11 protein-coding genes are annotated in these 13,611 nt (G+C 75.2%); all 11 read right to left on the bottom strand.

The window, feature by feature from the left end; genetic code table 11:
• Nucleotides 1–46: 46 nt before the first annotated feature.
• Complete coding sequence (locus OOT42_RS04660; protein WP_273653786.1) at nucleotides 47–244, bottom strand: hypothetical protein; 198 nt, start codon at nucleotides 242–244, stop codon at nucleotides 47–49.
• Nucleotides 245–430: 186 nt separating this feature from the next.
• A complete protein-coding gene (gene araA, locus OOT42_RS04655) occupies nucleotides 431–1,939 on the bottom strand; it encodes an L-arabinose isomerase (protein ID WP_273653785.1) in 1,509 nt (502 codons plus the stop codon).
• Nucleotides 1,936–2,703, bottom strand: a complete 768-nt coding sequence (locus OOT42_RS04650; RefSeq protein WP_273653784.1) for an L-ribulose-5-phosphate 4-epimerase — start codon at nucleotides 2,701–2,703, stop codon at nucleotides 1,936–1,938. Before OOT42_RS04650 ends, araA begins: the two co-directional genes overlap by 4 nt.
• 130 nt (nucleotides 2,704–2,833) lie before the next feature.
• The gene (locus OOT42_RS04645; RefSeq protein WP_273653783.1) at nucleotides 2,834–4,429 is read right to left on the bottom strand and encodes a xylulokinase; all 1,596 of its coding nucleotides are present in this window, start codon (nucleotides 4,427–4,429) and stop codon (nucleotides 2,834–2,836) included.
• A 195-nt stretch (nucleotides 4,430–4,624) separates the two neighbouring features.
• Entirely contained in the window at nucleotides 4,625–5,614 is a 990-nt protein-coding gene (locus OOT42_RS04640; protein WP_273654778.1) for a LacI family DNA-binding transcriptional regulator, read from the bottom strand.
• 390 nt (nucleotides 5,615–6,004) lie between these two features.
• Nucleotides 6,005–6,838: a pyrroline-5-carboxylate reductase gene (proC, locus tag OOT42_RS04635; protein WP_273653782.1), complete on the bottom strand. Its 834-nt coding sequence runs from the start codon at nucleotides 6,836–6,838 to the stop codon at nucleotides 6,005–6,007.
• A gap of 199 nt (nucleotides 6,839–7,037) precedes the next feature.
• The gene (locus OOT42_RS04630) at nucleotides 7,038–9,029 is read right to left on the bottom strand and encodes an HlyD family efflux transporter periplasmic adaptor subunit (RefSeq protein WP_273653781.1); all 1,992 of its coding nucleotides are present in this window, start codon (nucleotides 9,027–9,029) and stop codon (nucleotides 7,038–7,040) included.
• Entirely contained in the window at nucleotides 9,022–10,059 is a 1,038-nt protein-coding gene (locus OOT42_RS04625) for a hypothetical protein (protein WP_273653780.1), read from the bottom strand. Before OOT42_RS04625 ends, OOT42_RS04630 begins: the two co-directional genes overlap by 8 nt.
• Nucleotides 10,060–10,151: 92 nt before the next feature.
• Nucleotides 10,152–11,384, bottom strand: coding sequence for an ABC transporter permease (locus OOT42_RS04620; protein ID WP_273653779.1), 1,233 nt, complete (start codon nucleotides 11,382–11,384; stop codon nucleotides 10,152–10,154).
• A complete protein-coding gene (locus tag OOT42_RS04615) occupies nucleotides 11,381–12,121 on the bottom strand; it encodes an ABC transporter ATP-binding protein (protein ID WP_273653778.1) in 741 nt (246 codons plus the stop codon). The genes OOT42_RS04620 and OOT42_RS04615 overlap by 4 nt, the downstream gene beginning before the upstream one ends.
• Nucleotides 12,114–13,334 (bottom strand): efflux RND transporter periplasmic adaptor subunit, encoded by a 1,221-nt coding sequence (locus OOT42_RS04610; protein ID WP_273653777.1) that lies wholly within the window; start codon nucleotides 13,332–13,334, stop codon nucleotides 12,114–12,116. The genes OOT42_RS04615 and OOT42_RS04610 overlap by 8 nt, the downstream gene beginning before the upstream one ends.
• Nucleotides 13,335–13,611 lie beyond the last annotated feature (277 nt).

Below are 13,611 nucleotides of genomic sequence, written 5' to 3'. Positions count from 1 at the left end.
ACGGCGCGGGAACGGCCGATCGGCCCGCGTCGCCGGTGGGATCAGGTCAGACGGCGCACTCGCAGACGAGGTTGTACTCGACGACCTCGTCGCCCTCGTCGGGCCGGGCCCAGGCCTCGGCGTCGGCGCGCGACGCGAACTTCCGGCCGGCGAGGCGGCCGTTGGCGAGCAGGACGCTGAACTCGATGAGGGTGCGCGGGTCGTCCAGGTCGACCGCCGTCGTCGTGCCGGGTGCCTCGCTCATCGTCCGTCCCTCCTCGCGACCACCGCAGACGCCTCGCGGTGGGTCCTCCGCGACAACGCGCGGCGTGGGTGCGGCATTCCGCCGGCCGGACGCCACGGACGGGCCCGACCACGAGGGTCGGACCCGTCCGGGAGGCGCCGGTGCGACGCCGGGAGCGGTGCGCGGTGCGGAGCCGCGGACCGCGGTCTACAGGCCCTGGGCGAGCCGCCAGTAGGCCTGGTTCCAGCGGACCTGCTCGCGGAAGCCGCGGCGGGTCGTGGACTCGTCGATGACGAGCAGCTCGGTGCGGGCGATCTCGGCGAAGTCCTCGAACACCTCGATGCCGACGGCCGTGGACAGCACCGTGTGGTGCGCGCCGCCCGCGGTCAGCCACGCCTCGGCGGAGGTGCGGAAGTCGGGGCGGGGCTGCCAGACGGCGCGGGCCACCGGGAGGTTCGGGAGCGCGGCGGTCGGCGGCACGATGTCGACGACGTTGGCGGTGAGGCGGAACCGGTCGCGCATATCGGCGAGCGAGACGACGACGCCGACGCCCGGGTCGGTGTCGAACACCAGGCGGACGGGGTCCTCCTTGCCACCGATGCCGAGCGGGTGGATCTCGAGCGTCGGCTTCGAGGTGGTGAGCGTCGGGCAGATCTCGAGCATGTGGGCGCCGAGGATGCGCTCGTCGCCGGGCGTGAGGTCGTAGGTGTAGTCCTCCATGAGCGAGGCGCCGCCGGGCAGGCCCTGGCCCATGACCTTGGCCGCGCGCACGAGGACGGCAGTCTTCCAGTCGCCCTCGGCGCCGAAGCCGTAGCCGTCGGCCATGAGCCGCTGGACGGCGAGCCCGGGCAGCTGGCGCAGGGCGCCGAGGTCCTCGAAGTTCGTCGTGAACGCCTTGGCGCCGACGGACTCGAGGAACGTGCGCAGCGCGATCTCCTGACGCGCGCCGTAGCGCAGCGACTCGTGCTGGTCGCCACCGCGACGCAGCGACGGGACGACGTCGTACAGGTCCTCGTACTCGGCGACGAGCGCGTCGACCGCGGCGTCGTCGACGGCCTCGACCGCGGCGACCAGCTCGTTCACGCCCCACGTGTTGACGGAGACGCCGAAGCGCAGCTCGGCCTCGGTCTTGTCGCCCTCGGTGACGGCGACGTTGCGCATGTTGTCGCCGAACCGGACGAGACGGAGCTCGTGCGTCGCGGCCCAGCCCGCGGCGGCGCGCACCCACGTGCCGATCGACGCACGGACGGCGGGGTTCGACGCGTGCCCGACGACGGTCTTGCGCGCGGTGCCGAGGCGCGTCGCCATGTACCCGAACTCACGGTCGCCGTGGGCGGCCTGGTTGAGGTTCATGAAGTCCATGTCGATGGTGTCCCACGGCAGCTCCACGTCGGCCTGCGTGTGCAGGTGCAAGAGCGGCTTGCGCAGGGCGTCGAGGCCCGCGATCCACATCTTCGCCGGGGAGAACGTGTGCATCCAGACGACGACGCCGAGCACGTTGTCGGCGGCGTTCGCGTCGAGCGCGGCGCGGCGGATCGCGGCGGAGTCCTTGAGGACGGGCTTCCAGACGACCGTCGCGGGGACCTCGTCGGAGTCCTGCAGCAGGCGCGCGACCTCCTGCGACTGCTCCGCGACCTGGCGCAGCGTCTCCTCGCCGTAGAGGTCCTGGCTGCCGGTGAGGAACCAGATCTCGCGGTCGGCGTACGGCTTGGTCATCGGGCGTTCTCCTGCTCGGTGTCGGTGGTGGTGCCGGCGGCGGGGGCGGCGGTGCCCTGGCCGTAGACGTTCTGGTAGCGGTCGTACAGCGAGTCGACGTGCTCCTGCGCGATGGGCAGCGGCTCGCCGAGCTGACGGGAGATGTGCACGGTGCGCGCGACCTCCTCGACCATGACCGCGGCCTTGACGGCGGCCTTCGCGTCACGGCCGATCGTGAACGGGCCGTGGTTGCGCATGAGCACCGCGGGGCTGCGCGACTCGCGCAGGGTCTCGACTATGCCGCGGCCGATGGAGTCGTCGCCGATGAGCGCGAACGGGCCGATCGGGATGTCGCCGCCGAACTCGTCGGCCATCATCGTCAGCACGCACGGCACCGGCTCGGCGCGTGCGGCCCACGCCGTCGCGTAGGTCGAGTGGGTGTGCACGACGCCGCCGACCTCGCTCATGTGGGTGTAGACGTACGCGTGCGCGGCGGTGTCGGACGAGGGGGCCCGCGTGCCGTCGACGAGGTTCCCGTCGAGGTCGCAGACGACCATCGACTCGGGCGTGAGCTCGTCGTACGTCACGCCCGACGGCTTGATGACGAACAGGTCGCGCGCGCTCGGGCCCGCTGGGTCGACGACGACGCGCTGCGAGACGTTGCCCGCGGTCCACACGACGAGCCCCCAGCGCGGCAGCTCGGCGTGCAGGCGCGCGACGACCTCGCGCGTGGCGGCGACGGCGGCGCGCACGTCGTCGGGGTAGGCGTCCAGGGGTGTCGTCATGCGGGTCTCGCTCCGTGTCTCGTCGTCGTGCGGTTCGTCGTGCTGCTCGTCGTTGTGCGGGGCTCGTCGTCGTGCGGGGCTCGTCGTCGGGCCGGGCTCGTGCGGGTTCGTGGGACCGGCGGCGCGCCCGTCAGACCGCCGTGGCGGCCGCCTGGGCGATCGCCAGGCCCGCCGTGTAGCGCTCGAGGTAGGCGTTGAACCCGCGCACGTCGTCGGCGTCGGGCTCGACGACGTCGACCTTCGCGTCGGCGAAGATCCGCGTGCTCAGGTACGCGCCGAGGTCGAGCTCGTCGGACGCGTCGAGGTACGCGGCGAGGACCGCGATCCCCCAGGCGCCGCCCTCGCTCGCGGTGTCCCCGACGGCGACGGGCGCGTCCACGGCCGCGGCGAGGAGCCGCTGCGCGACGCCCGCGGTGCGGAACAGACCACCGTGCGCGAACAGCGCGTCGACCTCGACGCCCTCCTCCGCGAGCAGCCGCATGCCGAGGCTCAGGGTGCCGAACGCGCCGTAGACCTGCGTGCGCGCGACGTTCGCGAGCGTGAGCCGGCTGTCGGGCGTGCGGACGACGAGCGGGCGCCCCTCGACGAGCCCGGCGATCGGCTCGCCCGACAGGAAGTTGTAGGCGAGCAGGCCGCCGCCGTCGGCGTCGCCGTCGAGCGCCGCGCGCAGGAACGTGCCGAAGACCGCGTCGGCGTCGGTGTCGTGGCCGGACGCGACGGCGAACTGGCGGAACACCTCGGCCCACGCGCCGAGCTCGCTCGCGCCGTTGTTGCAGTGCACCATCGCGACGAGGTCGCCCGCGGGCGTCGTCACGAGGTCGATCTCGGTGTGCACGCGCTCGAGGGCCTTCTCGAGCACGATCATCGCGAAGATGCTGGTCCCGACGCTGACGTTGCCGGTGCGCGGGGCGACGGCGTTCGTCGCGACCATGCCCGTGCCCGCGTCGCCCTCGGGCGGGCAGCACGCGACGCCCGCGTGCAGCGTGCCGGACGGGTCGAGCAGCGCGGCGCCCTCGTCGGTGAGGCGGCCCGCCTCCTGCCCGGCGACGAGCACCTCGGGCAGCACGTCGGCCAGGCGCAGCCCCGGCTGGCGCTCCGCGACGAGGTCGTCGAACTGGGCGAGCATGCGTGCGTCGTAGTCGCGCGTCGCGGGGTCGATCGGGAAGACGCCCGACGCGTCGCCGACGCCGAGCACCCGGCTGCCGGTGAGCTTCCAGTGCACGTACCCGGCGAGCGTCGTCACGAACGCGACCTGCGGGACGTGCGGCTCGGCGTCGAGCACGGCCTGGTACAGGTGCGCGATCGACCAGCGCAGCGGGATGTTGTGGCCGAACAGGCCGGTGAGCTCGGTGGCCGCGGCCTCGGTCGACGTGTTGCGCCACGTGCGGAACGGGACGAGCAGCTCGCCGTCGGCGTCGAACGCGAGGTAGCCGTGCATCATCGCGGAGACGCCGAGCGCGCGCAGGGCCGTCGGCCGCACGCCGTGCTTCTCCTCGGCGTCCGCGAGCAGCGCCGCGACGGACTCCTGCAGACCGGTCCAGACGGCGTCGAGCGAGTACGTCCACGTGCGGTCGACGAACTGGTTCTCCCACGCGTGGCTGCCGGTCGCGAGGACCGTGCCGTCGGCGGCGACGAGGCACGCCTTGATGCGCGTGGAGCCGAGCTCGATGCCGAGGGTCGTCTCGCCTGCGCTGATCGCGTCTCGTGCCTGGGCGGGGTCGACCATCGTCGCGGCTCCTTCGTCGCTGGTGGCGGGTGCCGACGGCGTGCCGGCACCCCTCGCTCGCACACCGTCAGATCGCGGTGCGTGAGCCAATGTTAGCGCTCACATCGGGTGGGGGGTCCAGCCCCGAGGTCCCAGACGCGCAGCCTCCCGAGGCCCGACCCGCACGGGTCGGACGACGCCCGCCGCCTCGCCGTGTCACCCACGGGCACCGCTGCTCGCCCGCACCACGAGCTCCGCCGGGATCAGCCGGTGCCCCGGTTCCCCGCCCGTCATCGCCGTCTCGAGCGTGTCGATCGCGAGCGCCCCGAGGGCCGAGAAGTCCTGCCGCACCGTCGTCAGCGGCGGCACGTAGTGCGCCGACCCGACCTCGTCGTCGAAACCGACCAGCGCGACGTCCTCCGGCACGCGCACGCCCGCCTCCCAGAACGCGTGCAGCAGCCCGAGCGCGAGCTGGTCGTTCGCCGCGAACACCGCGTCGGGCAGCCCCTCGCGGACCAGACGCCGCCCCACGTCGTAGCCGTCCGACGCCGCCCAGCCCACCACGACGGGCTCGTCGACCGGTACCCCCGCGGCCGCGCACTCCGCACGCCACCCGACGAGCCGGTCCTGCGCGTCGAACCAGTCCTGCGGACCCGCCACGTGCAGCACGCCCGTGCGGCCCGCGTCGATCAGGTGCGCGGTCGCGAGCCGGGCGCCCTGCTGCTGGTCCACGCCGACCGCGTGCAGGTGCGGCTCGGAGGGCACGTCCGCCGCCGACGACACCACGACGACCGGCACCGGCGAGTCGAGCGCCGCCAGCACGTCGACCGCCTGCACGGTCGGCGCGATGATGGCCACGCCGTCGACGCCCTGCCCGAGGAAGTGCTCGAACGCGCGGTGCATCGCGTCTCCGTCGAACTGCCGCAGCGTCGCCACGGACACGAACCAGCCCGCGACGCGCGCCGCCTCCTCGACGCCGACCAGCGTGCTCGTCGGACCGTAGAGCGCCGTCGCGGGCGTCACGACGCCGACCGTGCCCGTGCGGCGCGTCACGAGCGCGCGGGCCGCGCTGTTGCGCCGGTACCCGAGCTCCGCGATCGCCGCGAGCACCCGGTCCCGCGTCTCCGGACGCACCGACGGGTGGTCGTTGAGCACGCGCGACACCGTCTGGTGCGACACCCCGGCGAGCGCGGCGACGTCGCTCATCGCGGGTGGACGGCTCGTCGTCCCGTTGCGCGCAGCGGCGGGGCGGCTCGGCGCCCCGTCCGTCCCGATCTCGGCCACCGCGCCTCGTCTTCCCGTGCTCGTCCGGGGTCCGTCCCCGCACGTCGTCCGTCGCCGTGCGACGTCCGTCCCGTCAGTCCTACCGCCTCACCGGCTCCCGGGAGGCCCGATCGCGACGACCCGCCTCGTCGCGCCCATGTTTCGATAGTCGAGGACGCCCCTGTGGCCGCCCTCACGCCCCGTCGGCAGGCTGATCCGGCCCGGTGCAGGCGGCCCGGCGCCCTGTCGGAGGGTGTCCCGTCGCCGACTCGTTTCGGAGCCCGAGAGGCTCACGCGCCCGACTCCGCCCGCGCACGGGCGTGCCGCGCGCGGTCAGCCCGCGTACTGCGCGCCGAGCTCCCGCGACCGCTCCGCCGCGGCCCGTGCGGCCGCGACCACGCCCGCCCGGACGCCGTGCGCGTCGAGCTCCGCGACGGCCGCGACGGTCGTCCCGCCCGGCGACGACACGCGCTCCCGCAGCACCACCGGATGGTCGCCCGACTGCGCCGCGAGCGCCGCCGCGCCCTCGACCGTCGCGACCGCGAGCCGCGTCGCGAGGTCGCGCGTCAGCCCGAGCAGCACGCCCGCCTCGGCCATCGCGTCGACCAGGTAGAACGCGTACGCGGGGCCCGAGCCCGAGATCGCGGTCACCGCGTCGAGGTCCTTCTCCGCCACGCGCACCACGAGGCCCGTCGCCGCGAGCAGCTTCTCGACGAGGACCAGGTGGTCCTCGGTCGCGTGCGCGCCGCCCGCGACCGCGCTCGCGCCCTTGCCGACGACCGCCGGGGTGTTGGGCATGACGCGGACCACGGGCGTGCCGACCGGCAGCCGCTGCTCGTAGAACGCGATCGGGAGGCCGGCCGCGACCGACACGACGAGCGCGCCCCCGGGCAGCGCCGACGCGATCTCGTCGAGCACCGCGCCGACGACGTTCGGCTTCACCGCGATCAGCACGACGTCCGCGCGTGCCGCCGCGTCCGCGTTCGACGCCCCTGTCCGTACCGCGTACCGGCCCGCGAGCTCGTCCGCGCGCGCCGTCGCCTGCTCCGTGATCTCCACCTGCTCGGGCGTCCAGCCCGCGGTGAGCAGGGCGCCGAGGAGCGCCTCGCCCATCACGCCGCCGCCCATGACCGCCACTCGCGGGGTGCCGCCCGCTGCGTCCGTCATCGTCGTCCTCCCTCGCGCCCGACGTCGGGCGACGCGGCGAGCCTACCGACGCCCGCGGCGCGCCCTCGTCGCCGCCCCCGATCGACGCTCGGTCCGCGGGCGCAACGACGAGCCGTGCGTCCTGTGCGGGCGCGACGCGGGGCCTCGCCGCCACGACGACCGTGACGGCTCGCACCCTCGTCGGCGCGGTGGTCGGCGGTCAGCCGCCGGTGCGGGTCGACGGGGGGCCGCCCTGGAAGCCCGCCGGAGGGCCGCCCTGCAGGACGACCGGGCCACGCTGGTCGTCGCCGAGGCCCGACAGGCCCGTCGACGTGCTGCCCGACGCGCCCTCGACCGGCTGGTCGAGGTCCGCGAGGACGACCTCGTCACCCTCCGACAGGCCCGAGAGGATCTCGGTGCGCTCCGCCCCGACGGCGCCGACCTCGACCTCGGCGGTGCTCGGGGCGTCGCCGTCGAGGACCTGGACCGTCGTCGCGCCGTCGGCCGTGCGGACCGCGGAGGTCGGGACGGTCAGCACGTCGTCGACGCCTGCCACCTGCACGACGACCTGCGCCGACGCGCCGTCGAACAGGCGCTCCTGCGTCGCGTCGAGCGCGATCTCGACCGTGTAGGACGGCTCCGACGTGGTCGACACGTCGAGGACGCCGATGCTGCTGACCGTGCCCGTGAGACGCGCGTCGGTGCTCGGCGTCGTCACGGTGGCGGTCTGACCCACGGAGACGAGGTCGATGTCCGCGAGGCCGACGGTCGTCGTCACCGTGTGGCCGTCGCCGGCGAGGACCGTCACGACCGCGGTCGACGACGACGCGCCGACCGTGTCGCCCGGCGCGAGGGAGACCGCCGCGACCGTGCCCGCGATCGGGCTCGTCAGCGTGCCGAACGGGAGCGCAGCCTGCGCGACGGCGACCTCCGCCTGCGCGGCGGCGACCGCCGCCTGGTCCGCGAGGATCGTCGCCGCCGACGCGACGCCGCTCGTCGTGTCGGAACCGTCGGGGCGGGTGTCCGAGGTGACCGAGGGGTCGGTGGCCGTCGTGCCCGGAGTGCTCGTGCCCGTCGTGCCGGTCGTGTCGCGCGCGCTGTCGACGGTGCCGCCCGTGGTCGGGCCCGCGTCCGTCGGCTCACCCGTCGTCCCCTGGCCAGCGAGCGCCTGCGTCACGACCTCCCGCAGCCGGGCGACCGCCTCGTCGAGCCTCGTCGCGAGCGCCGTCAGCGCCTGCTGGGCGGCGTCGGTCGCCTCCTGCGCGTCGAGCGTCCCGGAGATCGCGTCCTGGCAGGCCGCTAGCGCGGCCGTGACGGCGGTGTCGTCGCCGTCCTCGTCGTCGGCGACGACGTCCGTCACCGGCTCCGGCACGACCTGCTCGCCGGTCGCCGCGCCGGTCGGGTCGGTCGACGGCTCGGTCGGCGGCTCGGTCGGCGTCGACGGCGTGGGCTGCGGCTCCTCGTCGTCCGCGACCAGGTCGAGGAACGCGGTGCACGCCGCCCGCGACGCCTCCACGCTGCTGCTGCTCGCGGCGAGCGCGTCGTGCGCGGCCACGGCCTGCGCGAGCAGGTCCTCCTGTGCCGTGCGCACGGCGGCGACGGCGGCCTGCACCGCCGGGTCGGCGGAGGTGTCCGAGCCGTCGGGGCGGGTCGCGGACGAGTCGTCCGTCGGGTCCGTCGACGGGGACGGCGTGACCGTGCCGGTGGGGGAGGTCGCGCCGGAGGGGGCGGCGGTCTCGTCCGTGCTGGGCGACGTCTGCGACGCCAGGTCCGTGTCGAGCTGGTCCTGCGCGTCCGCGAGCGAGGCCTCGGCGTCGCCGACCGCCTCCTGGAGCGAGGCCGTGTCGAGCGTGGCGAGCGTCTGGCCCGCGGCGACCTGCTCTCCGACGGCGACGTCGACGGTCGCGACCGTGCCCGCGACGGAGAACGACGCGTCGCGTCGCGTGGCCGACGCGACGGAGCCGACGGCGTCGACGGACTGCTCGACGGACGCGGTCTCGGCCGTCGCGGTGCGGTACCGCCCGGTGCCGTCGCCGCCCAGCGCGAGGGCCACTCCCCCGCCGACGCCGCAGAGCACGGCGGCTCCGGCGGTCGCGAGCGCGACGGTGCGGCGGCGGGCACGACGACGGGCGGACCGTGCGAGCGACGGACGCGGCGCGGTGTCGACGCCCGGCACGGCGGCGTCGCCGGCCGGTCGGGTGGCGTCACGCATCGGTGCCGTCCTCGTCCTGGGCGGGCGCGCCCGGCATGCCGCCGGGGCCGCCGCGCACCACCATGCCGCCGAGGGCGGACGAGCAGCCGCCGTCGGTGGGGTCGCTGACCTGCACGGACGTCGCGGCGACCTTGCCGCTGTCGTCGGCGTCGCCACGGACCGAGGCACAGCGACCGACCGTGAGCGCGGACGCGTCGGCGTCCACGGTGCGCGTGTACGTCGTGGCGTCGGAGACGAGGACCTGCCGGTCGACGGGCTCGCCGGACGAGCCGTCGTCGTCGGACGCCCCCGGTCCGGACGTGACGGACACCGTGAGCGTCGTGCCCGAGACGGCCGTGACCTGCCCGCTCACGACGCCGCCGAACGCCCGCGTCGTCGGGGCCCCCGAGGGCAGGTCGGTCGGCGCGCCGTCGGGGCGCTCGCCGTCGCCGCCCCACGGGGCTCCGGACGGGAGGTCGGTCGGCAGCTCCGTGGGCGCGCCTCCGGGCGTGCCGCCGCCCCGACCACCCGGTCCCCCGAACCCACCCACGCCGCACGTGCCGTCGTCGGCGGCCGCGGTGATGGTGACGGTCGTGGCGTCCAGCGGCGCGTCCGACGTGCCGTCCGTGGCCGACGTGTCGCCGGTCGGGGTCGCGACCGCGACGACGCACGACCCGACGGTCACGTCGGCGAGCGTGCCGGCGACGGTCTGCGTGAAGGTGGTCGTGCCGGACCAGGTGACGGCGGTCTGCTCGTCGGTGGCGCGGACCTGCATGAGCGCGGTGTCGACGGCGACGATCTCGCCGACCACGCGGCCGGGGTCGTCGATGCGCTGGCCCTGCGGTCCACCACCACCGCCGTCGGCGGGCGCGCTCGCGGACGAGTCGGCGCCCACGTCACCCGCCGCACCGGAGCACGCGGCGAGGAGGACGACGAGGCCGACGGCGGGCAGCGCGAGCGCGGTCCGGCGACGGGCCGTCGCGGGATGCTCGGGACGCGCGGCCCGGCCGGGTGCGGGGCGGTCGCGGTGGTCGAGCGCGGTAGCGGTCATGACGAGGGCTCCTTCGGCGGCGCGGACGGCGGGCCGGACGGCGTGCCGGGTCGTGGGTGGGACGGCGGGTGGGCGGGGGCGGCTGGGCACGGTCACTCCGCCCGGAGGGCGTCGATGGGGGCGAGCCGCGCGGCGCGCGTCGCGGGGTACACGCCGAACACGAGCCCGATGGCGAGCGCGACGACGATCGACCCGGCGACGGCGGCGCCGGACACCACGACGGACGTGTCGAGCAGCCCCGGCAGGACGTGCGCGCCGACGATCCCGAGGACGGCGCCGAGGATCCCGCCGCCGAGCCCGAGGACCCCGGCCTCGACGAGGAACTGCCGCCGGATCGCCCACGGCGGCGCCCCGAGGGCCTTGCGCAGGCCGATCTCGCGGGTCCGCTCGGTGACGGACACGAGCATGATGTTCATGACGCCGATGCCGCCGACCAGCAGGGACAGCGCGGCGATCCCGGTGAGCAGGACGGTGAGCGTCCGGTAGACGGCGGTCGCGGTCGACACGAGCGCGTCCTGGCTGTTGATCGTGAAGTCCGCGGAGTCGGCGTCGGTGATGCCGTGCAGGTTGAGCAGCGTCTGCTCGGCCTCCTGGTAGGCGGCGCCGAGCCGGTCGGCCGACGCGGCCTGCAGGTAGATCGTCGAGACCGCGTTGCGGTCGGTCCCGCCGAACAGCGTGTCGGCCGCGGTCGACATCGGCACGACGGCGACGTCGTCGAGGTCGCTGTCCCCGCTCGCGCCGGCGGCCGCCAGGACCCCGACGACCTGCAGGTCCGTCCCGTTCACGGTCACGGTCTGCCCGACGACGCGCGTCGTGCCGAACAGCTCGGTCGCGGTCTCGGGGCCGAGCACGACGACCGCGGCGCCGTCCTCCTCGTCGTCGGCGGTGAAGAACTCGCCCGACGCGACCTCACGGCCGCGCACGTCGAGCCACGACGTCGTCGTGCCGACGACCTGCGTGGTCCAGTTGGTGTCACCGGCCTCGACCGACGCGCCCGACGACTTCTCGGCGGCGACGCCCGAGACGTCGGGCGCGTTCACGTCGGACGCGAGCGCCTCGGCGTCGGCGCGGGTCAGGGTCGTGCCGGTGCCGAACCCGCCGCGCATGCCGGAGGCGTCGGTCGACGACCCCGGGCGGACGATGAGCAGGTTGCTGCCGAGCGCGCTGATCTGCGCGGACACGTCCTTCTGCGTGCCGAGGCCGAGACCGACGGTGAGGATCACGGCGGCGATCCCGATGAGGATGCCGAGCACCGTGAGGGTCGACCGCATGACGTGCGTGCGGATCGCGGACCAGCCGGTGCGCAGGGTCTCGGTCCAGGTCACCGCGCACCCCCGGCGCCGGTGCGGACCAGCCCGTCCAGGACGCGCACGACGCGCTCGGCGCGCTGCGCGACCTCCTCCTCGTGCGTGATGAGGACGATCGTGCGGCCCTGCGCGTGCAGCTCGTCGAACAGCGCGAGCACGTCGCGCGTCGAGACGGAGTCGAGGTTGCCGGTCGGCTCGTCGGCGAGCAGCAGGTCGGGCTCGCCGACGAGCGCGCGCGCGACGGCGACGCGCTGCTGCTGGCCCCCGGACAGCTCGCCCGGGCGGTTGTCGAGCCGGTCGCCGAGCCCTACGCGCTGCATCGCGGCGACCGCGCGGTCGCGCCGGACGGCCGCCCCGACCTGCCCGTAGACGAGCGGCAGCTCGACGTTCCGCCAGGCCGACAGCGACGGCAGCAGGTGGAACTGCTGGAACACGAAGCCGATGCGCCGGTTGCGGATGTCCGCGAGGTCGACCTCGTCGAGGTCGCCGACGTCCTCGCCCGCGAGCCGGTAGGTGCCCTCGGTCGCGACGTCGAGGCAGCCGAGGATGTGCATGAGCGTCGACTTGCCGGAGCCCGACGGGCCCATGACGGCGACGTACTCGCCCGCGTCGATGCGCAGGTCGACGCCCCGCAGCGCCTCGAACTCGACGGTGCCGGTGCGGTAGGTCTTGCGGACGCCCGCGAGCTCGATGACGGGGGCCGGCGTGTCCGCGCCCGCGGGCCGGGGCGCCGCCAGCGTCGTGGGCTCAGCCATTGCCGCCGCCCTGCATCGGCCCGCCCTGGAACGTGCCGCCGCCGGGGGCGACGCCGCCCGGGCCGCCCTGGAAGACCATGTCGCCCTCGCCGGGCACGGGGAACGACTGCTGACCGCCGCCGTCCTGCGTCGCGCGGGGAGTGAGCACCGCGAGCACCACGGAGTCGCCCTCGGCCAGGCCGTCGGTGATCTCGGTGAGGTTGTCGGAGGTCTCGCCGGTCGTCACGGGCGTCTCGACCTGCGTCCCGTCGGCCTGGACCTTCGTCACGACGGTCTGCACGTCGACGGTCGACACCGCCATGCTCGGGACCGTCAGGACGTCGGTGCGACGCTCGTAGACGATGCTGACGTCCGCGGAGACGCCGTCGTGCAACCCGTCCTGGTCGCCGGTGACGTCGATCGTCACGGGATACGACGGGACGCCGTCCTCGCTCGTCGACAGCAGGCCGACGGACGCGACCGTCCCGAAGACGGTGCCGTCGGCGCCGTCCACCGTGAGCTCGGCCTGGTCGCCGACCTCCACGAGCGCGACGTCCGCGTCGGAGACCCCGATCTCGACCTGCCACGCGTCCGTCCCGACGATCGTGAACTGCGCGGTCGACGTGGTGTCGCCGCCCTGCGGGCTCGTCGCACCGGTGTCACCGCCTCCGGCGACCGCGTCCCCGACCTCGAGGTTCACGGCCGTCAGCAGGCCGCCGACCGGCGCGACGAGCGTCGCGTCCGCGAGCGCGGCCTGCGCGTCGTCGACCTGTGCCTGCGCGACCTCGACCTGCGCCTGCGCGGACGCGATCTGGGCGTCGGACGTCGACGTGCCGTCGTCGGCGTCCTGCGCGTCGTCGAGGCGGGCCTGCGCGGTCGCGAGCGTGGCCTTCGCCGCGAGCAGGTCCGCGTCGAGGCGCAGCGTGTCGACGGTCGCGAGCGTCTGCCCCGCGGTGACGGTCTGGCCCTGCGCGACCGCGACCGAGGTGACCGTGCCGCTCACCGCGAAGGACACGTCCTCCTGCACGGCCGGCGTCAGCGTGCCGGTCCCGTCGACGGTCTTCTCCATCGTCGTGAGGCTCGCGGTGACCGTGCGGGTCACGGGTTCCTCGGCGGCGGCGCTGCTCGCGTCGCGGAGCGTGAACCACCAGGTGCCGGTGGCGACCGCTGCGACGGCGAGCGCGACGACGAGGACCCGGACCCACCGACGGGTCCCTCTCCAGGCGCGCAGCATGCGGGTGTCCTTCGTGTGTCGGGGTTGGCGCTGGCGACGCTAGGGACGGGTCCTGGCGCCGACCTGTCGCGAGGCTGTGCACGACCTGTGCACCCGCCGGCGGCCCCTCGGCGGCGGCGAATCGCTTAGGCGGCGCGGGTCGGCGCCCGTCCGGTCTAGGCCGCTCCGACTAAGTTTGGTAACTTGACGAAGTCTGTCCGCGCTCGTCCGGTTCGCGACGGCCGCGGCCCCTGGAGGGTCGAGCACCGGTGCTCGGCCCGACCGTCACCTGGAGGTT

The organism is Cellulomonas fimi, from assembly GCF_028583725.1.
In the GTDB taxonomy this organism is placed as follows: domain Bacteria; phylum Actinomycetota; class Actinomycetes; order Actinomycetales; family Cellulomonadaceae; genus Cellulomonas; species Cellulomonas fimi_B.
Note: the sequence above shows the minus strand (reverse complement) of the source record. Positions and strands in the feature narration are given on the sequence as shown.

Bases quoted from the DNA above. Each gene is read 5' to 3' on its own strand.
- OOT42_RS04625 (WP_273653780.1), bottom strand. From the start codon at position 10,059: ATGACCGCTACCGCGCTCGACCACCGCGACCGCCCCGCACCCGGCCGG.
- araA (WP_273653785.1), bottom strand. From the start codon at position 1,939: ATGACCAAGCCGTACGCCGACCGCGAGATCTGGTTCCTCACCGGCAGC.
- OOT42_RS04640 (WP_273654778.1), bottom strand. From the start codon at position 5,614: ATGAGCGACGTCGCCGCGCTCGCCGGGGTGTCGCACCAGACGGTGTCG.
- OOT42_RS04645 (WP_273653783.1), bottom strand. From the start codon at position 4,429: ATGGTCGACCCCGCCCAGGCACGAGACGCGATCAGCGCAGGCGAGACG.
- proC (WP_273653782.1), bottom strand. From the start codon at position 6,838: ATGACGGACGCAGCGGGCGGCACCCCGCGAGTGGCGGTCATGGGCGGC.
- OOT42_RS04660 (WP_273653786.1), bottom strand. From the start codon at position 244: ATGAGCGAGGCACCCGGCACGACGACGGCGGTCGACCTGGACGACCCG.
- OOT42_RS04650 (WP_273653784.1), bottom strand. From the start codon at position 2,703: ATGACGACACCCCTGGACGCCTACCCCGACGACGTGCGCGCCGCCGTC.
- OOT42_RS04630 (WP_273653781.1), bottom strand. From the start codon at position 9,029: ATGCGTGACGCCACCCGACCGGCCGGCGACGCCGCCGTGCCGGGCGTC.
- OOT42_RS04615 (WP_273653778.1), bottom strand. From the start codon at position 12,121: ATGGCTGAGCCCACGACGCTGGCGGCGCCCCGGCCCGCGGGCGCGGAC.
- OOT42_RS04610 (WP_273653777.1), bottom strand. From the start codon at position 13,334: ATGCTGCGCGCCTGGAGAGGGACCCGTCGGTGGGTCCGGGTCCTCGTC.